Source organism: Mycoplasma sp. 1654_15, from assembly GCF_012516495.1.
Lineage (GTDB): Bacteria > Bacillota_I > Bacilli_A > Mycoplasmatales > Metamycoplasmataceae > Mesomycoplasma.
The window spans coordinates 438,067-463,008 of sequence record NZ_CP051214.1 but is presented as its reverse complement, the minus strand read 5'-3'; the positions used below and the strand labels follow the sequence as shown (position 1 = coordinate 463,008).

Below are 24,942 nucleotides of genomic sequence, written 5' to 3'. Positions count from 1 at the left end.
TTATAGTGTTTTTTTAATACTTTTTATTTCATTCTCTCAAAAATAACTTCAGCTTTATCTAAAAATAAATTATCAAATTTAGAAAAATTTTCAATTTCGAGTATATCATTTTTGTCAAGTTTTAAAAGCTTTAAAACTTTTTGCGAAGTGTTTTTTAAACATACAGATAATAAAGTATTAACTGCATAAATTCCATTAATTAAAGTATTTAAAATAACTTCTAATCTATTTTTATTTGTTTCAGATCAAGGCTTAGTTATATCAATATAACCATTTAGTTTTTTTGATAAAGAAAACACTTCTTTAAATGCTTTGTCTAATTCATAGTTATCAAAGTGTTTAATATAATTATTTTTGGTTTCGATTATTGCTTGAAAAATTTGTTTATCTTCTTCTAAAAGTTCTTCTTTTTTGTATCTTACAGGTCTAGCGAAGTTTTTGAATATCATAGTAATTGTTCTTGTAATTAAATTACCAAAATTATTAGCAAGTGCTGAATTATAAAATAAAGTTAAATTTTCTTGATCGAAAATACCATCGGAACCAACAGGAATTTGACTAGCAAAAAAGAGTTTAATAACTTCTTTATCATATTGTTCTAGTAATTTAATAGGATCGATAACATTTCCTTTAGATTTGGACATTTTACCTTCATTTGTGATAATTCAACCATGAGATAAAATTGAAGTTGGTAATTTTATATCTAAGGATTTTAAAAATATTGGTCAATAAATACAGTGAAATCTAGTTATTTCTTTTCCTACAATATGAAGGATTTGATCCCCGTTTTTTCAGTATTTTTGATAATCTTGATCATTTTCTAAATCGAAATTAAGTGCACTGATGTAATTAAATAAAGCATCTAATCAAACATAAATTGTATGTTTTGGATCTGATGTAACTTTTATTCCTCATTCAAGATCAGGTCTAGTTACTGAAAGATCTTCTAATCCCTTTTCTAAAAAGTTTTTTTCTAACTCGTTTTGGATTTTTTTATTAATTACAAATTTATCATTTTCTTTTCAATAAGCTTGTAATCAAGGAGCAAACTTTTTCATATCAAAAAAGTAAGTTTCTTGTTCAAAATATTCTAATAAATTATCACTTACAGGATGATAGTATTTTCCATTTTTTACTACAGCTTGTGTTGGAGTTAAAAATTCCTCGTCGCTTACTGAGTATCAACCACTATATTTTCCTTTATAAATCAAGCCTTTTTGGAGCATTTTTTCAAAAATTTGAGCCACTATTTTTTTATGTTTTTCAGAAGTTGTTCTTATAAAATAATCATAATCAATATCAAGTTTATTTCATAAATCTTCAAATTTTTTAACTACTTGATCAACAAAAACTTGTGGTTTTAAATTATTTTGTTCTGCTTTTTGTTGAATTTTTAATCCATGTTCATCTGAGCCTGTTAACATCTTGGTATCAAAACCAACTAATTGTTTATATCTTTTAATAACTCAAGCTAGTGTAGTCGTGTATAAATGCCCAATATGTAAATCACCTGAAGCGTAATAAATTGGAGTGGTTACATAAAAAGTTTTCTTCATTTTACTTCCTTTTTATAGGTTTATAGAGTTTTTTTATTTCTTTACGATAAACATGTAATTTCTTATTTTTAGGATGTAAATATAAATTAGGTAAATAGTGGGTTCCTCAAGTTGCTGCAAATGCTGATTCAATTAAAACAAAAGAAGGTTTGGTATCTATTCTGGCAAAAATAAATTGAATTTTTTTTGGTTCAAATTTATATTTTCTTAATAACTCGATTGCGTCAACAAATCTTTCTGTAGGTAAAACCATAGATAAAATACCTTTTTGTTGAATTATTTTAGAAGAACCTAAAATTATTTGTTCCAAATTAATACTTATTTCGTATATGGCTTTTTTTACTTGTTCACTTATGTTGTTTTTAATGTTTTTTGTACCTAATTTGTAATATGGAGGATTGGTAAAAATTAGGTCATACTTTCTTTTTTGTGCTTTTGTATGTTCTTTTCAAAAATCATTAAAATCTTGAGCAATTAAGTTAATTTGTGCTTCTTTTTTGTTCAAAATTACATTTTTTTTTGCTAAGTCTATTGCTTTTGGCTCTATATCTATTGCATCGATTTTCAAATCTTTATCTCGTTCAGCAACAAAAATTGCAAGAGCTGCATTATTAGTTCCGATTTCTAATAAGTTTTTGGTTTTTTTACTTAAACTTATAAAATTTCCCAGCATTATTGTATCTACTGAGTAATTAAACATTGTTTTATCTTGATATACGAATAAATTTGAATCAAAACCCAAAGAGTTTTTAACTACATTTTTATCTTTTATCATTTTTGTATTCTTTTAGTTTTGGATTAAAGCTATATCCACGTCCAAATTTAGCTATTTTTTTGTTGTTAATCATTGTTGCATCAGCGCTAAAATGAACTTTAATTTCAAGCATATATTCTCCAACACCGTATGAATCAACTGGAGCATTTTGTGCTTCAAATTCTGCAATTTTTTTAGCATTAAAACCAGATGAAACAATAATTTTTACATGTTTTCCACCGTGTTCATCTAAAGCTTTTCTTAGTCTTTTGATTTGCTCTACAGTAACACCAAATTGGTTTTCTCCGTCTTTAAACATTTTATCCTGTACAGCTGATGATGTATCTACTCTCACTCCGAAAAGTTTTTTACCAAAACGTTTTAATACTTTTAAAGAATCTGTAATTACATCATTATTAAAATCAACCAGAGCAATTAAATCAAGTTCAGGAAATAGTTCATGATAACATTCAAGCGCTTTTACTAAATCTCCTTCAAAAGATTGAATAAGTGCATGTGGAATTGATCCAAAAATATCTTCTAAGTTCTTTCTTGCTCCAGCTTCTGTACTATGTGTTTTTATTCCGGCTACTTCAGCTGCTAGTCCATCAATATGTTGATTTATATAGTGATCAGCACGATCTGCCATATAAATTATTTCTTTTCCATTAGCTGCTTGAATACATCTGTGTGCATTAGTTGCTATTGAAGATGATCTAGCTAAAATTCCATCTATCATTCCTTCAAAAACACCAAAGTCTTGATAATGTCCTTCTAATTCCAACACAACTTCTCTAGGCTGAATTATACTTCCGTCTTCTAAATATCTGATTTTGTACTTACTTGTATCTGTATGATCTTCTAAAAGTTTTAAGGCTTCTTTCATACCAGCAAGCATTGTGTTTTCTTTTCTTTGAAAAAATTGTAAAACTACAATTGCATCTGGATTGTATTTTTTAATTACTTCTTCAGTTCTAAAAAAATAATCTGATATATATTTTTTAATATTGTCCATATTTTTCCTGTTGTAAATTTATTTATAAATTTTAGCTGAATTAAATAAAAAAAGTAAATTTATGTTTATTTTTCTTATTTTTTTCTTTAAAAATCTATAAAAAAGAAGTAAACAGATTAGCTTTAATTTAATTATATTTTTATTGAAATTTAAAAAATTTGCTTCAAATGCTTGGCAAAAAAAAAAAAAAAAGTAAAATATTGCCACTCAAAATATTTTTTAGAATTTTACAAAACATATTTCAAGATTTATTTATTTATTCAAATACATAAAAGGAGAATTTATGAAAATAAAAAAATTATTATTACCTCTTGCATTAATGCCAACAATGGCGATGATACCAATAGTTGCACTAAGTTGTTCAAAAACAGAAGCTCAACCACCAAAACAAATTCAACCAACCAGAGCTAATAAAGAACAAGTAGATGAGTTAAAAACAGTATTAACAGAAGAAAACAAGAAAATTACTGATACAGTTTTACCAATAGTTAATAAAATTCAACTAGCAAAAAATGCAGGTCAGATAGGGTTTGTTAAATTAGCAAAATTTGATGGCTATATTAAACAATTAAAAAAAGAAAACGAAGAGTTGATTAAAGAATTAAAAGATGACCTTACAGAAGTTAAGTTTAACGAAATAAAAAGATCTCAGGCAACAAAAGCCGAAAAAACTCGTACACAATTTGAGTCCTTATTAGCTTTATATAATGAAGGAATTATTGAAAAAACACCTGATTTTGAATTTCAAAAAGATGAACTCTTTAAAGTGGCTGAAGAATATATAGCTAATAAACCTACAACAGAAAATACAACCACTCAAGGAACACCAACTCAAGGAAAAAGTACAACTAATGAAGGAAGTACAACTAATAACAAACCTAAAACCAAAACTATTAAGGAACAGGCTGATGAGCTAAAAACTGCATTAACAGAAGAAAACAAAAAAATTACTGATACAGTTTTACCAATAGTTAAAACTATTCAGCCAACTCAAACAGCAGGTCAGATACAACTTAATAGATTAATGGATGTTTATAGTGGTATTGAAAAACATCAAAAAGAAAACAAAAAGTTGATTCAAAGATTAGAAAAAGACCTTACAGAAGATGACTTTAGAAAAGTAAAATACTCTCTGGCAGAAATGTCCAAAACAATCGCTAAACAATTTCAGAACTTATTGTCTTTATATAAAGAGGGAATTATTGAAAAAACACCTGATTTTGAATTTCAAAAAGACGAACTGTTTAAAGTAGCTGAAGATTATATAGCTAAAGAAACTCCTATGGAAGCAACTAAAGAAACTCCTATGGAAGCAACTAAAGAAACTTCTATGGAAACACCTAAAGAAACTCCAATGAAGAAAAAAACTCCAACGGAAACACCTAAAGAAACTCCAATGATGAAAGAAACATCAATGAATAATAACACATCAATGAAGGAAAAAACTCCTATGGAAGCACCTAAAGAAACTCCAATGGAGCAACGATAGCATAGACATACATGGATATAAAATCCCATTAGCAGAGATTGAAGCTTTGTTAGAAAATGATGACAAAGTCAAAGAATTTTTAACAAATAAAGGTAAAGACGCTTATCCTTCAATTAAAAAGAAATATCAAGATGGTATAGATAAAGCAGATGAAGATATTGCCCAAGCACAAAAAGAGATGGACAATGAAAAACTAAAAGCTGCAGAGCAATTAAAAATGAATGCTAGACTTCAAAAATTAGCTGCTCTTTTTCCTCATTTAGATACAGTAAAATATTTATATCATTATCTTTACGGTGATAAGTAGTTAATAAGTTTGAGCTGATTAATAACTTACTATAACACTAGATAAAAAAGTAGGATTTCCTACTTTTTTGTTACTACTATAGAAATATAGAAAAACTGCTTCTAAATGAAGCATCCCAGATAAGTTGGTGTTCTTAATATTACACTTACCACCCACATAGGAAACATTAAATATTCATTTTATAATAATTAAAACATATTCTTTATATTTCCTGTTTGGTTAGTCTTCCGATTGGTTCCTAAATTCAACAACATCAAAAAGATAAACGGGATCTACTAAAAGGTCTTCAAACAGCAAATAATAATTTATACAATTTTGAAAAAACTAATTTTTATTGGTTTTTTCTTCATTTTTAAAGCTTTTTTATTAAAATTTGACTATATGAAACATCAAAAAGTTAGTATTATAGGTTCTGGAGCGATGGGTACTGCTATTGCAAAAGTAATCTATGATTCAGGTTATAAAAACGTTTGAATTTACGGAATTGATAATAAAGAATTAGAACAACTAAGTCAAGGAAAAAATACAAAATATTTTCCTGAAACAGTGAAAATTCCTTGTTTTAATACCTCTAGTGATTTAAAAAAAGTGCTTGATAATTCTTCATATGTTGTAATTGCTTTGCCTTCTAAAGTAGTAGATGTTGTATTAGAACAAATTCTTTTAAATCTAAATTCAAACGTTTATATAATAAATGCTTCTAAAGGTTTTTATCCTAATAGCTTTTTATCTTTGCAACAAGGAATCAGAAAAGCAAGTAGCAAAAATAAATACGTAAAAGAAGTAATTTCTCTACTAGGCCCTTCACATGCTGAAGAAATCATAAAATCAGCACATACTTTAGTTTGCTTAGTAAATAAAGATTTAAATATTTCCAAACAAGTTCAACCTTTATTTAATAATTCATATTTTAGAACTTATTTATTAGAAGACGAAATTGGTGCTGAAGTAGGTTCAGCTTATAAAAATATTTTAGCTATTGCTTCAGGTATGCTTTTTGCAAAAGGATTTGGCATTAATACTGTTGCTGCTTTTTTAACTCGTGGTTTATCAGAAGCTAGAAAATTTAATGCTTTTTTAGGTGGTAAAGAATCTACACTAATGGGTCTTACTGGTTTAGGAGATTTAATAGTAACTGCACTTTCAGATTTATCAAGAAATTATTCATTTGGTTTGGATTTTATAAAAAATAAAGAAAATGCTTTAAAAACAAGTAAAACAGTTGAAGGATTAACAGCTTTAGATAGTGTAATAAAAATAGCAAAAAACAAACATTTAGATCTGCCAATTATTTTTTCTTTATATGACATTATTTATAATAATCAAGATTTTGAATCTATAGTAGAAAAACTTTGAGCTAGAAAATTAAAACAAGAAGATTAATTATTTATAAATAAACATTAAAAAAACTCGGAAAAATTACAAAAAAGTAATTGTCCGAGTTTTTTATTTGAAAAAAAATAAAAAAATTTCTTTGCATTTGTAAAAAAAGTGTATAATAGTGGGGAATAGTGGTGAAAAGTAGATATGTACGGGACACATTTAAGAACATTAGACGAAAAAAATAGAATAGCTATTCCAAGCTCATATCGTGAAGAATTGGGTAATATATTTTATATAAGTCTAAGCTTAGATTATGTACTCGAAGTAAGATCTGCTGAAGAATTTGACAAGATTAAAAGCAAAATCGCGCAAGCCAACTCATTAAACAAAACAACTAGAAATTTTGCAAGATTTTTCTTTGCTAACACAGCTCAAGTTTCACCAGACAAACAAGGAAGAGTACTTTTACCGAAGAATCTACTTGAATTATCTGCTATTCAAAATAAAGAGCTCACACTTGTTGGAGTAGGGCGAAAATTAGAAATTTGACCAAAAGACAGATTTGATCAACTACAAAGCAAATTCCAAGATGCAAATAGCATTGAAGAACTAGAAAAAGAATTATTAGAAGCTGGGGTTGAACTATAATGGAACATATCCCGGTGTTGCTTAATGAAGTAATTGAACAACTCAAAATCAAAGCAGATGGTATCTATTTGGATCTTACATTAGGTCGTGGTGGACACTCAAGTCAAATTTTAAAAAAACTTACTACAGGAAAGCTTATTGTTTTTGACAAAGACAAACAAGCTATTGAAGAAACAAAAGAAAAATTACTTCAAATTTCTTCAAACATCGAATTTATCTGATCTGATTTTAAAGATTTTGATCTAGAACTTAAAAAACTTCAAGTTGATAAAGTAGATGGTATTTTACTAGATTTGGGAGTATCTTCTCCTCAGTTAGACGAAGCAAATAGAGGATTTTCATACAACAAACAAGCTCGTTTAGATATGAGAATGAATCAAGCTCAATCATTTTCAGCTTATGAGTTAGTAAATGAATATTCCAAAGAAAAATTAGTTAGTATATTCACAAATTATGGGCAAGTAAGTCATGCTAATAATATTGCTGAAAATATTATCAAACACAGACCTATTACTTACACAACTGAATTAGTAGATATAATCAAAGAATCTTTACCTAACTTTATTTTGCGTAAGAAAAATCCAGCTAAAAATGTTTTTCAAGCCATTAGAATTGAAGTAAATCAAGAACTAGAATCGTTAAATACATTTTTAGAAAAAGTTGATAAATTTTTGCACAAAGATTCTAAAGTAGCAATTATTACATTTCATTCTTTAGAAGATAAAATTGTAAAAAATTATTTCAAAAAATTGCTCGATAAAAATCAAACTTTATTTTTTGAACAAACCCAAGCAAAATATATAGTTAAAACCATTTGAGCAAAACAAAATGAAATAGAAAACAATAAAAGATCGAAAAGCGCTAAATTAAGAGTGCTTACAAAGCTCGAAAATTAAAAATACTTCATTTTTGTATATAAAAGTTAAAAGTGAAGATAACATGAGAAGGAAAAATGACAAATAACAATTCAAATATCCAAGTTATAAAAGCTAAAATTATCGCAATAGGTAGTTGTGGGTCAAATATCTTAGTAGATTTTATTAGAAATAAACAACTTCGTGATATTTCATATTTATTTGTAAATTCTAAAAGTGCTGGCAACACTTTAAGATTACTAAATCCTTCACAAACTTTGTTATTAGATGACAAAAGCAAAGAATTAGGATTTGAACTAAATCCAGATTTAGCTGAGCGGGCAGCTCTTTTAGCAGAGCAAGAAATTAAAACACAATTAGCAGATTCTAAGTTGCTATTTATTCTTGCCGGTATGGGCGGAGCAACAGGGACTGGAGCTTCACATATTTTTGCTAAAGTAGCCAAAACTCTGAAATCTATGACAATAGCCATTGTTGTTGAACCTTTTGATTTTGAAGATCAAAAACGACTTTCTATTGCTTCAGAAGGTATAGAAAAATTACAAAAAAATTCAGATGCGCTAATAGTAATTTCAAATACCAAAATTCAAAAGCAATTTGAAGGAATTATTGTTTCAGAAGTATGAAAAAAAGCTAACCAAATAATCTTTGATATTGTAAAAACTATCATCGATTTAATCAGCAAACCGGCTTTTATGCAAATCGATTTTTCTATCCTTAAAAAAGCCATTAGAAATAATAAAAAATTATTTGTAAACTCAGGCATTGGTTTTGGAAAACATATCGGTGACAGAGCAAAAAGAGCAGCTATTTCAGCACTTAATGATTCAATTATTGACTTTGATTTTAAACAAACTAAAGAAGTAATTATTATAATTTCAGTCAAAAATTCTTTCATAGAAGAAAATGAAGAAATTGTAAAAACAATAATAGAATTTTTAGAATCTAAAGGTGCACGTAATTTTGAATACTCAGTCGGAATTTATTTAGCACCAGAATTAGATGAAAATATTAAAGTAGGTTTAATCATCTCTGCAGATGAAAACACACAAAATTTAAAACTACAACTTGATTACGAAATTCAAAAAGAACCACAGGTCTTTGAAGAAGAAATTCAAGATACTAAATTAGAACAAGACGATGATGATGATTTTCTAAATCCTTTTACAGCTGATTTTTAAAATGTCTTAGTTTTATTTACTAAAATAATCTTACAAAAACAAAACAAAAAAATTATTATTGAAAAAAGCAAAAAACCAATTTAAATTTTAATAAATTAAATATCTGACTAAAACAAAACGAGGTCTTAGAAGTTATGTATGACAGATACCAATTTAGAAAAATTTAAATTGGTTTTTTGTATATTTTTGAAGCAAATTTTTACTTTTCTATTAAAATTTAACTATGATAAAAATTGAAATTAAAGATGTAAAAGATGGTGTTTTAGATACACAATTTGGTAATGCTAATTTAGGTGGAAAATATAAAAATACAGTAAGTTTTCCCATAAAATGAAGCAAAGTTAAAGATGCTAAATCCTATGCAATAACGCTAGTTGACTTAGAAGCTAGTGGAGCTATGGGAATTGTGTTTATTCATTGAATAGCTGCTAATATTAAAACTAATAAACTAAGTTGAGATTTTTCTTTTGAGCACAAAGACAAAATATATCAATTTGAAAATAGCATTACTGATAAAGCTGAAAATTATTTATTAAAGGCATTTTATACCGAACATCCTAATGGAGTTTATTACGGTCCTTTTCCTCCAGATCAAGATCATAACTATGAATTTAGAGTTTATGCTTTAAATGTTGATGATATTTTTGGTTCGCATCCTCAATTAAAAAATAACAATTTATTCTATGATGACTTTATCAATTTAATTCATAATAAAGTAATTGACCAAGGATTTACTACTTTTTTGTATCGAGCTAAAACAAAAATAAATGCAGATTATACACTAGAAAAACTAGATAAAAGTCCTAAAGAATTAAATGCTCCTTTAAAAAAAGAAAAACAAAATTTTTATGCTATAGAACATCCAGTAGACTTTCAAATTTTTTCTAATTCGCTTGAAAAAATTAATGATAATACTTTTTTATTAGATATTAATAATCTTATGTCTCTTGCAAATTTAGGATATTTTCATGGAAAAGAGCTCGAATTACAATGAAATAAAGTAGATTCTGTTCAAGAATATGTTATTTTACTTTATAGTATAGCAGAAACTAAAACACTCGGAGTTGGTTTAGTTGAATGAGTAAAAGTAGGTATTAGAAGTAAAGATTTTCCTAATAATGTCATTTCTTCTTTAAATTCAAAAGAAAGTGTGAAAATTTCTAATACTTTTTCTTCTATTAGTTTATTTAATATTGCTAAATTAGCTGACTTAGATGAAACTGCGTTTGATTATATTAAAAATGGTTATGGACTTTGCTATATTCCTTATTTAACAAATAATCAAGGTAATTATATTTTAAATGTATATGGACTTAATCAAGAAATTGACTGAGAACAATATCAAAAAGAACTTAATCGAGAGTTAAATTTAGCTGATGTATATAGGAAAATAAAGTCAAAAGTGATTGCAAAATCAGAAAAAATAATCAAAATAAGTCCAACATTAATATAATAAAATTACTCTCAAATTATTGGGAGTAATTTTAAATTTTTAGATAATGAATTTAGTAAAATGCTTCATTTTTCTTTTTAATTTTGCAATTTTGTGTGAATTGATACGGAGGAAAAATGAAAAAATTAGATATACTATTTCACGAATATTTTAAAAATTGAATATTTTTATACAAAAAAGATTCCATTAGAGCTGTTAGTTTTTTAAAATACCAAACTACTTTAGATTGAATTATCAAATTAGCTCCTGATTTAAAGCTAAAAGAAATTGATAGATACAAATATCAAGAAATTTTAAATATGTATGCGCAATGCCATGAAAAATCTACTACTTTGGATTTTCATCATCATATTAAAAGAGTTTTACTAGATGCATTTGAAGATGGTTTTATCAAAAAAGATCCAACAAGAAATGTTGTAGTAAAAGGGAAACCACCAGGAAAAAAACGCCCTAAATTTTTAAGCTTGTTTGAGCTACAGTTATTGTTAAAAACACTGGATTTAAAAGCTGAAATTAACTACGATTGACTTATTTTGTTAATAGCAAAAACAGGATTAAGATTTTCTGAAGCACTTGCTGTTACTCCAGCTGACTTTGACTTTACAAAACAGATGTTAAATATTTCAAAAACTTGAAATTATAAAGAAAATGGAGGTTTTTTACCTACTAAAAATAATTCATCAATAAGAAAAATACCTCTTGATTGACAAACTTGTTCACAATTTTCAACTTTAGTTTTAAATCTTGAACAAAATAAACCTATTTTTTTATTTAAAGAAAAGATTTTTAATTCAACTATTAACGAAATTCTACACAAAAAATGTTTATCAGTGAATATTCCACAGATATCCTTACACGGATTAAGACATTCCCATGCTTCGATTTTGCTCTATGCAGGGGTTTCTATAGCTTCTGTAGCTAAAAGACTAGGGCACGCAAGTATGAATACTACAGAAAGAGTTTATTTACATATCATAAATGAACTCGAAAGTAAAGATGTCGATATTGTAATGCGTTCTATTTCAACACTTAATTAAATTATTAATAAATTCAATTCACACAAATAAAAAAACAAAAGGAATTACCTTTTGTTTTTCTTGATTATTGTTTAATTTTGAAGATTTTTTGACCAAGTTTGATGTAGTCTTTAATGTTTTTATTAAACACTGAAAATGCTTGTTGATAAATTGATTCGTCTTCTAAATCAACTCCTGCTTCTTTTAATATAAGTGCAGGTCAGTCTTTCCCTCCAGCTGATAAGAATTTTTCAATGTATAAATCAAGCGCTTGTTTTCCTTCTTGTTTATATTTTTGAAAAAACACATTTGCAACAATATAACCAATTGCATATTTATATACATAATAACCATAGTAAAAGTGAGGAACTATTACTGAATAAATATTCGTAGGCTTATTTACTTTGTGCTTATTAGGATTTTTTTCATATTTATTTAAAACTTCGACATAAAGTTTTTCCATTTCTGTGTAGGAATTAATCGGAATACCTTGATCTACTTTTTTATACAACTCATATTCAAATTCAGCTCATTGAGTTTGTTTTATTACTGTTTGATAAAAATCTGAAATTGATTCATCAAGTAAACTAAATTTTACTTTGTCATCTTTAGTATTTGAAATTACATAATCACTTAACATTAGTTCATTGAAAATTGAAGCTATTTCAGCTAAAAAAATAGGATAAGAAGCTAATGAATAAGGCATAGTTTTATCAGAATAATAAGAATGCATAGAATGACCTAATTCATGAGCTAGTGTTGAGACTGAATTGAAAGTAAAATCAAAATTCATTAAAATATATTTTTTATCAACTCCATAAGATCCACCAATTGAATAAGCTCCACTTACTTTATTATCTACATTATAATAATCTACTCATCTTTGTTCAAAAGCTTGTTTAATTACTTGTTTATATTCTTTGCCAAGTGGTGAAATAGCTTTAAATACCAAATCTTGTGCTTCTTTTACTGAATAATTTTGTTTAACTTTTACTAATGGAACTAAATTATCTCAAGGCTTTAGATCTTTATTGAATTTAGCTTTATAAAATTGTTTTTTTGCTGTTTTAAATTTATCTAAAACTTTTGAATTATCTTGAACATTTTTAAACAATTTTTCTAATAAAGATTTTGAGATTTTATCTGGAAAAATACAGTAATCAATTAACGAATCGAATTTTCTTATTTTAGCATCAGTAGAAAGATGTTTCACGTGTTGATATAACAAAGAAGAATAAGTTTCTTTATGAACTAAATACCCATTTAAATAGTTTTTATAAGCCTGTTCTCTTACTTTATCTTCTTTGTGTTTTAATAATTTAGAATAAGTAGAAATAGTAAGAGTTAGTGATTTATTATCTTTTGTTTTAACTGACTTAAATTCAGTTTCTGAATTATTTAAAATAGAAAAAGTAGAATCTAATTCTATGTTTCCAAATGAAGTTTGGGTTAAATATTCTTCTACTTCGTCTGAAAGTTTGTGTTTTTTAGATTCAATTAAAAAATCAATTTCTTTTTTATAGTTTTTAACTTTTGGATTATCTTTTCAAGTTAAAACTTTATCTATATTTTTAAAGAAAATATTTTCAATAGAACCTAATTTTGCTTCTAATTGGGACATTTTAAAACTAAATTCACCAGAGTATTTATTAATCATTGCATCAACTAAATTAGTATTTAATTTATTAAAAATATAATTGTGCAACTTGTTTGTAAAAATCAAAAATTCTTCATATACATTTTTGTACTCTATGAATTTATCTACTGAATCAAATTGATTATCTTTTAATGAAACTAATTTTTCTGTATATAAATCAATTTTTTGAAGATTTTCTTCAACAGTTTTATTCTCTAAAAGAGGTTCTAGATCAAAACGATATTTTTGAGGAATATCTTGATATTTTTTATAAGTTTTCATAGTATTTCCTTTGTTTTTAATTATAAAATTTTACTAAAAAATATAAAAAACTAATCAAGAAAAATTCCTGATTAGTTTTAAATTAAGTTGTAATTAGTAAAGACTAACTAACATTTTCTACCGGAAGACCTCTAACGTTGTTATTAATATCAAAAGCAAATTGTAGTGAGAAAGTAAAATCACTTCCTACTCCTCTAAGTCTTGAAATTTTTCAATAAGTATCGACTTCCATTAATGGCACTATTGGAGCACTTTCTCTTAATATTTTTTCAAAAACAGCTATTAATTTAAAGACTTCTATTGAGTTTCAACCTTCACTTTTTTCTTTTGCAGTAAATACACCATTAAAAAATGCATTAACTCTTTCGTTATAGTCTGTACTAGATTCTGCAAAGACTGGAGTTTCAATTATATTTCCTTTAATATCTTTTGCGTAAATTAGTTTGTTGCCTTCAATTTTTTCTACTAGTTTTTTAGTTTTTACTTGTTTAGTTTGTGGGTCTATTTCCACTCTTCTTGTAATTAATTCTTTAAATTTTGACAAGAATTTTCCTTTAATTCCTAAACGAGTAACAACTTCATCTTGTTGTTGTTTTGTCATAGAATTTCATCAGTTTTGATAAGTAAATGAAGAAGACGGATTATAAACTAAACCATTAAATTTGTTATCTTCTGGATTAATTTCATCAGCTGTAAAAAATGCTGTTATATAACCTTGAGCAGTTGATCCGAAAGTATCAAAGTTTTGTGTAGTTAAATCAAAATCTCCACTTATTATTCTTTGTTTATAAATATTTTCTGGTAGAGCAACTATATCGACATTAATAAATTTATTAAATGCTCTATTTATTTGATCTTGAATACCAATTGCTATCCCTGTTTGACCAGCACCTGAATAAATAAATTCAAGTTTTATACCTTTTAAATTTGGATGTTTTGACTTAAATCTATTTAAGTAAAAATTGGCTGTTTTAATATCATAAGAAGGATCTTTACGTGAAACATTTTCAAAATTATAACTTTTAGCTAAGTGATCTATAAATGGTAGTGATTGAAGTGGAAATTCTTTTTCTTTTCCATCTTCTACATACTCACTTTTAAAAGTTTGTCCATCAAAAAATGTTTCTAAATTAATACCACGTTCTGTTTTAGCTTGACCAAAAGCAGTTCAAGTTGTAACTCCAAATGAAGAATCTAATTGTGATAATTTAAGCATAGATTCACGATCGATTGCATAGTAAATAGCTTTTCTTAAATCTGCATCTTGTAAATAACTATTTCCTTTTTTAGAATGATCTAAATTATATTGAAGAGCAATGGTTCCATATCCTTGTGATTTTTCCATAAACCTTCTAGAAGATAATTCTGATCAGAATTTTTTTTGAAATACTGGCGAAATTTGGGAAAAGGCTATATATCCGTCTGAAAATAAGTTAGATAATAACTCTGGTTGATCAGCAAAAAAGACTTTTACTTGATCTGGAACTGTTTTATCTGCAGAATAATATGATGATCTTTTAGTTAAAAGCATGTTTCCTTGAGGGCCTAATTTTAAGTCTTTAATATCGAAAGGTCCATTTCACAAAAACTTAGAAAGATCTGAACCTAAATCATCAATATTTTTTAAGTCATATTCAACATATTTTCTATTAATAGGAAGAAGTAAAGAAGAACTTATTACTTTATTGAAAAGATCTATAAAACTTTTTGGTGCTGAATCTTCAAATTCTATTCTTAAATCATATTCATCAGCTGCAAAGTTTTTGAATTTTGGAGTAAGTTCTGCACCTTCAAATTCTTGTAATGGATCTAAAAATGGATTTTTAGTCAAGCTTTTTCTAATTTCTTCACCTTTTTCGTTTAAGAAGGAAATTGAAGAAGAATTTGCAGAAAATGAAGGATTTAAAGATTTATTGTCTTTTAAAATTGTTCTTATTTCTTCATTTGAAAACTCATTAAAAATTCTTCCAGTATAAAGACCGATTGATCTTGCAATTTCTTGCATCTTTTTAACTAGTTCTTCATCACCTTTGTTTTGTGATTGGAAAATTGGCTGTGATTGATCTTCTACTATTTTGCCTTCAACATCTTTAATAAAGCTTCTTCTACCAAAAGGATTTTTATAACTAGTTGTAAAGCGTTTTAAATAATCATTTTGAATATCTCTCATAGCTCTTACATTTTTAATATCCATATTTAGAAGCTCGTTCAATCTTGTAGAGGCTGTATTAGTATCTAAAATATATAAAATATTGTCTATAAAATCTTGTGCTTTTACTTCATCTCCATTTGATCATTTTGAAGCACCTTTATTTAAGTGTGACAAGACAGTAACATATTTATTTTCTGAGTTTAAAACTCCAATAAATGAAGGCGAATCTTGTCCTGAAGGAGCTAAAACTCCTGTGGTAACTCCAAAATTTGCTACTGGATAACTTCTACCTTGTGAACTGATTGCACTTTTGTTTCTTAATAGTTTAGAACCTAATACTTCTGGAACGCTGCTACTGTAAATATCGAAAGTAATTGTTGGTAATTTTAAGATATTACCAATTGCAGTATTAGCTGCTGGAGCTGTTTTTACTAAACCTTCAACAAGTGATGGCATTATTTTAAATGATGCATTAGATTTTACATAGTTTAAAGAGTTAACTGGAGGAATTGCAATACCAAAACTGGCTTTTTTATTAGAACTACTAAAATTTTTAATTTCAGAACTAGGATTACAAGCAAGAGCTAATAAGGGAGTAAAAAGTAAAGGAGTAGATAATAGAAGTTTAATTTTTCTTTGTTTGTTCATATTTTTTTCCTTTTTTTAACTAAATTGACTCTTAATTGTGATCATATATTGATCATCTTGAGTTTTTTCTATATAAACTGGTGCTTGTGTATAAATTTTTCCATTTTCTGCTAAGTATGTTGTATCTTCAGGTAAGTGGAACAATCCTTTAATTTCGTTTTTGTTTTTATCTGCAAAGAAAATTCTTAATTTTTTCTCACCTTTAACTCCAGGATTAATTAATGCATTAGAAAATGTTGATAAAATTGATCAGTTAGTAGCTCATGAAGCATAACCTTGGTCTTTTAGTGTTCATTTTGAAGTCTCATCTGCTTGACGTTTGAAGTAGAAAATATTATTGGTATTTTCTTTTTGTACTTTTAAAAAATGTCTTTGTCCTGTACTTGTATCTTCAAATGCTAAATATTCTAATTTGTCATTATCTTCTAATTTGTTATATCCTCAAAAGGTAATTTGATCTCTTAAATGATCTCTTCAGATTGCAGAAATTGTTTGTTTTCCTATACCTTGAGATTCTAATGTGTAATATCAAACTGCAGAAGCTCTATCAGTTACTTTATTTCCTTTAAGATCTTTTATTTCTAAATTCTCGTCCTTAACTGGTTCACGATTTTCATCATAAATTTGTCAGTCAAGTACTTTTCTTTGGAAGCGATCTTTAAAGAATCCATTATTAGAAAAGTTTCTTTGTCCAATATAACCTTCTAATCTTATCCCTCTTCTTTCTTTTGGTCCTACTCCTGTATATGCACTATCTTGAGCAAAAGGTCCATAGTAATTTTTTCAAAGAGTATCTAAAAGAGTTGTGGTTGGAGTAATGTATTTATTTATTTGATCTAAAGCAACATCTTGGATATTTTGAATTTCTTGATCAGTTTTGTCTCTTAGTTCTTGGATTTGTTTTTTGATGTCTAAAATTTTTGGTTTTTTATCATCATCTATTCAATCGTAATTTTCTAATTTTTCCTTCTCGAATTCTTTTAATTTGTCTTCTTTTTCCTTGATTTGTTTACTTTCTCTGTTAAAAATTGAATCTGCGATAAGTACTTGTTTTTGCTTTGCTGCTTTTTTATAAATACTTAATAAATCAGCATATTGTTTATTTAAATCTGATTCAAAAATTCTTAAATAAAAGTTTGCAATATATGGATTTGAAGCAAAATCATAACCTAAGCCTTTACCTTGTGTTAGTGAAACAGGGTTTGTATAAGATTGTAATCATTTTCTAGAATAACTTGGATCAACCAAAAACTCATAACCTGTATTTTTTTCAGTAAATCCCTTTAAATATGAAGGAATATTTTCTAAAGTTGTAGTAGAAGGTAAGTATGTGGTTTGCACTAAGTCTCTAGTTAGTGATTCTGCAAAGTTATAAACATAATCTGAGAAGTAATCTTGAACTCTTTCTTCAAATCTAGATGAGTTGAATCTATCAATTGAAGAGAAATTAAAATCAGTTGATATAGATCTAGTTGAAATTCCTAATTGTCTTGTTCATCTTTGTTTTGGTTCTGGTAAGTCTGAATAAGTAAATAGATTTTTAGTTCCTATTAAATATTGAAGTTCAAATAATCTTGCATTTGAAATGTCAACATTTTTATCTTGTATAAAACGTCTTAGTAATTTATTTATTCTAGATTTTGAAGGATCACTATTTTCGATATCAGTTTCTACGATCGATGGTGTATCTAAATTTAATGTATTTGTTGGATCAATTTGTGAAATGTAGTCAATTCCTATTCTTCTTGGCGTTGCAGAAATAGAAGAATCAACTTGATACATTGTATCTATTCCATTTGAAGCTACTGAAGCTCCTCTATTTAAATCTAGAGTATTAAATCCATTATATCCAACTTCTGATAAAAATAACTGGTCTATGTTTACGTTGCTGAATTTATTGTTTTTAATTAATAAATTAAATGAAGAATTTTCAAACACATCCATTAAATTATTTGCTGTAATTTGAACAAGTTCTTTAATTTGTTCTTCAGTTTTATCACTAAGAACTAATTTTAATTTTTCAATTAATTTGGTTTCTGTTTTAATAGCAAAATCGGCTTCAAAAGCTGGTTTTTGTTCTTGATTTAAAATGTAATTATATAAGTCAAACTTTGTAAGAGCATAATCTACATTTCAATTACGATATAGATCTAGGTTTACATCTTGTGCAATGTTAAATTTATAAACATCTATAGAAATAAAGTCTATAAATGAACTTAAGCTTGTAAAAATAGTTTCTTTTTGATTTTCTTTATCTTTAACAAAGAAATTATCTTCAAAAAACTCTTCTTTATCTCAGTCAGCTAAGTAAATTTTAGATTTATCAAGAACAGTTTTTCCATTTTCTTCTTTGGATTTGAAGGCAAATTCACCTTTTTGACCAAAGTATTTCAAAGTTAAATCTTTTTTGATTTCTTTTCCGGCTGAATCTTTCTTTTTAAGTGAAGTTTCTAAGAAATCATAATTAAGATTTAATAATTGTCATAATGAAGATTTAATTTGTGAAATCTCTGTTCTTTGGATTTTTGTAGGATCTGTTTCTACAGGTGCTGTATATGTAGCATCTAAAACAATTTTAGTATCAGAACCACCTAGTTTTGCAAAGTAATCGTATTTTGGATTTTGGTAATATTCATTATCTCCAATTTTGATTACTTTTGCCACTGGCATTGAAGCTGTTGTTAAAGATAGTAATGGCTGACGTCTTAATGATCCTTCACTTATGTATCTGAAATATTCTTTTAACATATTAATAAAGAATGTAAGTTCTGAAAGAGGAATATCTTTATTAGTTTTATTGTCATGAATTTTAATAGCATCTAAGACTTTTTTTGCTATTAAATCATCAAATACTTTAGATAAAGGTAAAAAGTTTTTATATATTGAATATTTTCTATCTAATTTTGCTTGACCTACTTGTTTTAATGTTTGGTCTATTTTATCTAGAATTTTTTCTTCTAAAACAGTTCTTTGTTGACGAGTAATATATAAAACAATATTCATTAATTTATAAAATGAAGAATTTCTTAATGAAACTAAATCACTAAAATCAGCAAATAAATCTTTTTCTTTTACTTCAGAATATAAACTATCTTGTTTTAATATTGCTTTGTCTTTTTCAGATAGTTTATCAAATTGAGTTTTTGTATAGTATTTATATTTTGTTTTAAATGTAGATAAATCAAATACTTTTCCATTTTCATCTTTATTTCTAAAGGTGATTTTATCTGTTGCTGGAAAATTATAATATGGTGTTGTTTTGGTGTTTTTAGTAGATTTTGTTGTTTTTTTAGTTGGTGTTGAAGTAGTAGTTAAAGATGCAGGAGCATCTGCTAGCAATGCTGCTGCTAGCGAAGATGATGCTGGAGTTTTAGATTTTGTTGTTGTTGATTTTCTATTTTTAAGAGAATCAAATGAAGGAATTTCAGGTAATGAAAATTTTGGTGGGCTAGAAGTTTTTAGTTTATTTCTGTAATGTTTAGTAAAAGAATCAAATTTAATTTCAAAATTATTTTCTGACTTGGTTTTCTTGCTTTGTTCAGAATATTTTGCTAATTTTACATACTCAGCTTTATACTCAGGTCTAAATCTTGAAAGATTAGCAAGCGATGTTATTCTAGCTTCTACTATTTGTTCTACTTCTTCGCTTACATTCATAGTTGAACTATTTATTTTGCTTAAATCTAATTCAAAACTTAAATCTTTTTCTGTTGAGTCTTTAAAATCGTTGTAAGAGTAGAAAAATTCCTTTAAATTACCATTTAAAAATTGAGTTAAAAAACTTCAATATTTACTTGATCCTTGTTGTGAACTGTTAGCGCTTGCAACTCCATCACTCATTGTAAAGTTGGAAGTAGAAATTCTAGCAGATGAATCTCAACCATTATTTGCATAATCTACTTCTAACATAGACTTAAATGAATTAGTTAATGCTTTTATTGCTTCTTCTAATTCATTATATGATGTAGGATCATTGAATGTATCTATATCAATTAATGGTCTTCCATTTTTATAAAATAATGTTGGCTTGAAGTTTTTAAATTTAAACTCACCTACCTTTGTATCAGAAGGATATTTTTCAAATGTACCTGCAATAATTTGACCTTGCTGATCAAAACTAATTAAGTTTCCTTGTCCATCTAATAAGGATTTGTTATAAAGTTTTTCTATATCACCACCTAAAACATAACCATCTTCGTAGTCTTCAAAAAGACTGTTTCTGATTTCTTCAACTGTTTTTTTACTATTAACAAAATCAGTTATTTTTTTAGTTAATTCAGTTTTTGTTTGATTTAACTTATCTAATTGTTCTTTATTAGTTTGGTCTGTTTCTTTGATTTGTTTTTCTAGTGCTAAAAGTTGTGCTTGTAAATCATCAACTTCTAAACTAAGTGCATTAAAAAGAACTTCAACAACTGATTTTAATTGAAGTAAAACAATATCTTGTGGAAAAGTTCCTTCAGAAATTTTAGTATCTTCTTTTTGTGTTTGGCTAAGTTGTTTATAAGTTTCTTTTAATTGTTGAACATTTTGTTCTAATAATTTTATTTGCTCTTCTGAAAGATTTTCAAATCCTGTTTCTTTATTTTTAGCTTTAGTAATTATAGTTTCAAGATTTTGGATACCATATTTTTGTAAATCACCTAAAGTTTCTATTTTTACTTGCTGTAAAATTTGTTCAACTGTTAGTGATTTTACATTGAGATTTTGTTCTAAAAGTGCTATTAATTTAAGTAAATTTTGTGCACTAGTTAAAAAAGTTGTATAAATAACGTTTTTAACTTGAAGATTTGCAACTTCTGTTATTTTAGCAAGTTCTTTTTCAGAAATTGGCGCTTTAGGGTCTGATTTTTTTATTTCTTCTTGTATTGATTTTAGCTCTTGTGCTAATTTTTCTGATGCAGGTTTAAACTCTTTTTCTAATTCAGGAATTACTAAGGAAAATGAAGAAAAATTTTCTTTATAAAATGTTGCAAGTGCTCTGTGTACTTTTGCACGATAAATAGATTCTGCTTGTTCTTTTGTAAAATTTTCATCAACTTTTGCATTTGATACAATGTTAAATTCTTTTTTTAGAATATTTTTTACATCATAAAAAGAAACACTGGATTTTTTCTCTTTGTTTTTGTTTATTGAAGCAGATAGAACTTTTTCAAGAAAAGTATCTACAAAATCTGTAAATTGATTTTTGTCTAGTTTTGTATTTGAAATAGGTTTAGGAACATCTAAATCTTTTAGTTCTATTGGATCATGTGAAACAGAATCATTTTCATTAGCTATACGAGAAAGTATTTCATTACCTAGTTTGAAATACTCTGATTTTCCTTCTATTTTAGGACTAATTGTTCCTGAATCGAAGTCGAATGCATTTAATAAATACAAGTCATAAAGTTTAAGATTTCTTAAATCAGCAGCAGTTTTTAAATTCCCAAAAGTTTGTAAATATCTTCTGGATTTATTATCAATTAAATTTTCAATAGACTCATTTTGAAGTGAACCAAAAATGTCTTTTTCTGTTTCTCAACGTTGAGCTTCTTTATCTTTAGCTTTATTAAAAGTATAGTTTGAATATAAACCATCTTTTGATTCTTCATATGAAGCATTTGCTCTTCTGATTTTAAGCCCAGAAGATCTTGCATCTAGATAGAGTTGTAAAATATCTTTGTTGTATAAACCTTCTACAGCAATTCCGCTACTTGAAAGAGCAGCACCTTGAACTGCTTTTGATTTTTCCGAAATATTTTGAGCATATTGAAGAGTTTGGTGGTGTCCATATTCATGTTGACCTACATATTTTAGATAGTTAATTCCTGTAGTTTTGAACTTATCTGAGCTTGCTTTAAGAAGAGAAATGAAGGAAATACGATCTGTTGTATAAAATCCTGTATATTTTCCATCTGCTATTTTATATTTAATTTCACCTGTTTCTGAATCTATTGAAGTTTCTAAGTGTGTACCATCTATTTCTGTTGCTACATAAGGATCGTTTTCTAAAATTGTATCAATTAAGCCATCGTAGTAATCAAGATATAAAGTATAAGTTTTTGTAGGTTTTAAATCAATGATTTCGTCATTTTCTTTAATGATTCTTGGAGTGACTCTATCAAAATAATCAACTGATCACTTAAATGTTCTAAATTCTTCTTGTGCTTGTTTTAATTTAGGATTATCGCTTGCGAGATTGATAATTTTAGAAATTGTAAATTCTGAAGAAGATTTTTCTTTAGGTTTTGGTTTTTCTTCGATAGTTTTGATCAATGAAACAGTAGCGTCAACAAATGAAGAAACTAAAGAAATATCTGTTTCTAAATCAGTTTCAGTTACAGATGAAAGATGAGCATTAGTAGGGTCGATGAAATTTCCTGTAATTTCAAAATTGTCTAATTGTTTATTTCAAATTGTCTCTAATTGTGAAACAAATAAATCTAGATTTTCTGAATGTTCGATATTATGTTTAGTGTAAAACTCTTTTAGTTTTGCTAAATGTTTTTTCAAGAATGAAACTAATGAAGGATCTTGTATTTCTAACTCTTGAGTTTCTTCGTTGAAAGCAATAGCATCAGCTACTAAATTTGCTATATTTTTACCATTTAATGTTTGTTGACTTTGAACATCTGAAAAAGCTTTTTTAGCATTATCTAATTTAGTTGCAAAAGTTTTATCTTCATTAAATTTTTTCAAGTATTCTTCATATTTTTCTAAATCTGCAAGTTTAATTTCTAAATGATCTTTATCTTGTTTAATTACATCTACTATTGAAACTTTTTTTAATTTCTTAACATCAAAGTCTTCTGAATAATTATCTTGTGCAAATTTAACGCTTTGGTGAAAAGTAACTGCATCGTTATTTTCATACATAAAAATGGTTTTATCTTTTGTTGATTTGAAGTTATAAAAATTTCTAAAACCATTAGTTGATAATTTTTCCAACTCAGGTTGTGTTTCTTTCATAAATTCAAGCAACATTAAAGAATTTAACTCATCTTTATTTGAACCAGTAGCTGAACGGTTATATCTAAAGTTGTAACTGAAAGTAATTTTTTCTTTATTTTTAGAATCTCTTTCTTTTTTTGCATCAAAATCTGGATTTGATAATACAAAATCCACAGTTTCTAAGGCATCAGGTCTATTGAAGTCTTCTGTAAATAAACGATAATTAGTTCAACCACTTTCTCTATGTCTATTAATCAACTTTTCAATTGTATATTCTTTGTCAATTTGTGCATTATCAAAGACAACTTGCGGATTATCTGCTAAGCTAATGTTGTTGTTTTTAGCAAAAATATACAAAGCAGTTGTAAATTTTTGCAATAATTCATTATGTTTTTTAGCTGGGTCTTTTTCTTGACTAAAAGCATAGAAATAAGAAGAATCTAAAGACTGAATTTTTTTTAATTCATTATCATAGTTTATATTAATTTCAATATCTTGATTTGCATTATTAGTTTCAGTTGTACTAGTTGTCGTTGTAACTTTAACTGATCCATCTGTATTAGGTGATTTTAAAGCAATTAAATCCGGATCGTTTAAAGCATTGTCAAATACTTTTTGTTCTTGTTTAATTACTTCTTTTCTTGTCTTTTGGTTTGCAGATTTTTTAGCTGCTTCTAATGTATCTTCTAGAGCTTTTTTAAGGTCATATCTATGAATTTTTTTACCTTGTAACAAATCAAGTCCAACAACACCTCCGGCTGTAAATTCATCTCTATAGTTAGAAATTACTAATCTTTGAGGGAGGGTTTGAATGTATTCTTGTAATTGTTCTTTAGTAAAAGCAAGAGAATTAAGCTGGTAGGTTAAACTATCTGGACCATTTCCTCTACCTGCATAATTAGAAGCTAAAGGAAGAGAACCAAAAAAAGCATCAGGATAGAAAGTAATGTTGGTCTCTTCTTTTCTTTTTCCTTGGTGTTGTCCTAAAGTTATAGCATTTCCGTTTACTATAACTCCTTTTTTAAGAGTAAATGAAGAAAGTGAAAGAGTTTCAGGACCTCAAGAAACATTTTTAATAAATCATTTTGCATAGTCTACAAATTCTTGAGGACTTAATGCTTCAAAGTATTCATTTATGAAGGTCATTAGACCAATTTTTACTTTAAAATTAGGGGTTTGTCTATTGTAATTTTGTAAATATCATAAACGAAAATCGTCTACAGACATAGTCATTTTACCATTTACTCTTTGGTTTAAAATAACCATTGAATTTTTGTTTTCAGGTGTATTTTTTAAATTGAAATCATATTTAGCTACTACTTTTCCAACAGAATCTAGAAATTCTGCTGAACTTACTTTGGAAAGGTCTTCGACAGCATTTGAATCACTTTGTTCTAACTGTAAATGATAAACACCTAATTCATTATATTTTCCATATAACTTAATTCCTCCGACCACTACAGCTGAAGATGCTACTACTGCAGAAGTAGCTATTATAAATTTTGCTCCTGTCGTTAATTTTTTCATTATTTAAACTCCTTTTTTTATTGAGATACTTCTTTTCTTGTAGCTAAAACGAAGTATTTTTTAATAAGGTTTTTGCTTCATTTTTCTTTATTTTTTAAATATTTTTTTATTTTTGAATTATAAAAACTTATCGATATTTTTTCTTTT

The 24,942-nt window shown here is 26.8% G+C and carries 14 protein-coding genes; 8 read left to right on the top strand and 6 right to left on the bottom strand.

Features of this window, described 5'->3' with window-relative positions:
* Positions 1-23 precede the first annotated feature (23 nt).
* From metG to HF996_RS02085, 3 genes are read right to left on the bottom strand one after another with little or no spacing between them, the layout of a single operon-like run.
* A complete protein-coding gene (gene metG / locus HF996_RS02095; RefSeq protein WP_168910416.1) occupies positions 24-1,556 on the bottom strand; it encodes a methionine--tRNA ligase in 1,533 nt (510 codons plus the stop codon).
* A gap of 1 nt (position 1,557) precedes the next feature.
* Positions 1,558-2,331 carry a tRNA1(Val) (adenine(37)-N6)-methyltransferase gene (locus tag HF996_RS02090; RefSeq protein WP_168910415.1) on the bottom strand — a complete coding sequence of 258 codons (774 nt, stop codon included), beginning with the start codon at positions 2,329-2,331 and terminating at the stop codon, positions 1,558-1,560.
* Positions 2,318-3,325: a nicotinate phosphoribosyltransferase gene (locus tag HF996_RS02085; protein ID WP_168910414.1), complete on the bottom strand. Its 1,008-nt coding sequence runs from the start codon at positions 3,323-3,325 to the stop codon at positions 2,318-2,320. The genes HF996_RS02090 and HF996_RS02085 overlap by 14 nt, the downstream gene beginning before the upstream one ends.
* A 283-nt stretch (positions 3,326-3,608) precedes the next feature.
* Here HF996_RS02085 and HF996_RS02080 point away from each other — a divergent pair, with 283 nt between their 5' ends.
* From HF996_RS02080 to HF996_RS02045, 8 genes are all read left to right on the top strand, one after another.
* Positions 3,609-4,814, top strand: coding sequence for a hypothetical protein (locus HF996_RS02080; RefSeq protein ID WP_168910413.1), 1,206 nt, complete (start codon positions 3,609-3,611; stop codon positions 4,812-4,814).
* Positions 4,815-4,860: 46 nt separating this feature from the next.
* The gene (locus tag HF996_RS02075; RefSeq protein ID WP_168910412.1) at positions 4,861-5,121 is read left to right on the top strand and encodes a hypothetical protein; all 261 of its coding nucleotides are present in this window, start codon (positions 4,861-4,863) and stop codon (positions 5,119-5,121) included.
* 381 nt (positions 5,122-5,502) lie between these two features.
* A complete protein-coding gene (locus HF996_RS02070; RefSeq protein WP_168910411.1) occupies positions 5,503-6,504 on the top strand; it encodes an NAD(P)H-dependent glycerol-3-phosphate dehydrogenase in 1,002 nt (333 codons plus the stop codon).
* 144 nt (positions 6,505-6,648) lie between these two features.
* Positions 6,649-7,092 (top strand): division/cell wall cluster transcriptional repressor MraZ, encoded by a 444-nt coding sequence (gene mraZ / locus HF996_RS02065; RefSeq protein WP_168910410.1) that lies wholly within the window; start codon positions 6,649-6,651, stop codon positions 7,090-7,092.
* On the top strand, positions 7,092-7,988 hold the full coding sequence (rsmH, locus tag HF996_RS02060; protein ID WP_168910409.1) for a 16S rRNA (cytosine(1402)-N(4))-methyltransferase RsmH: 897 nt from the start codon (positions 7,092-7,094) through the stop codon (positions 7,986-7,988). Before mraZ ends, rsmH begins: the two co-directional genes overlap by 1 nt.
* Before the next feature lie 56 nt (positions 7,989-8,044).
* Positions 8,045-9,148: a cell division protein FtsZ gene (locus HF996_RS02055; protein WP_168910408.1), complete on the top strand. Its 1,104-nt coding sequence runs from the start codon at positions 8,045-8,047 to the stop codon at positions 9,146-9,148.
* Positions 9,149-9,371: 223 nt separating this feature from the next.
* Entirely contained in the window at positions 9,372-10,601 is a 1,230-nt protein-coding gene (locus tag HF996_RS02050) for a YbhB/YbcL family Raf kinase inhibitor-like protein (protein ID WP_168910407.1), read from the top strand.
* Between the two features lie 116 nt (positions 10,602-10,717).
* Complete coding sequence (locus tag HF996_RS02045) at positions 10,718-11,638, top strand: site-specific integrase (protein WP_168910406.1); 921 nt, start codon at positions 10,718-10,720, stop codon at positions 11,636-11,638.
* A gap of 64 nt (positions 11,639-11,702) precedes the next feature.
* Here the strand turns inward: HF996_RS02045 and pepF are convergent, their stop codons facing one another.
* From pepF to HF996_RS04090, 3 genes are all read right to left on the bottom strand, one after another.
* Positions 11,703-13,535 (bottom strand): oligoendopeptidase F, encoded by a 1,833-nt coding sequence (pepF, locus tag HF996_RS02040; RefSeq protein WP_168910405.1) that lies wholly within the window; start codon positions 13,533-13,535, stop codon positions 11,703-11,705.
* A 103-nt stretch (positions 13,536-13,638) separates the two neighbouring features.
* Positions 13,639-16,335: an ABC transporter substrate-binding protein gene (locus tag HF996_RS02035; RefSeq protein WP_168910404.1), complete on the bottom strand. Its 2,697-nt coding sequence runs from the start codon at positions 16,333-16,335 to the stop codon at positions 13,639-13,641.
* Between the two features lie 15 nt (positions 16,336-16,350).
* The gene (locus HF996_RS04090) at positions 16,351-24,795 is read right to left on the bottom strand and encodes a PDxFFG protein (protein WP_168910068.1); all 8,445 of its coding nucleotides are present in this window, start codon (positions 24,793-24,795) and stop codon (positions 16,351-16,353) included.
* Positions 24,796-24,942: the final 147 nt, after the last annotated feature.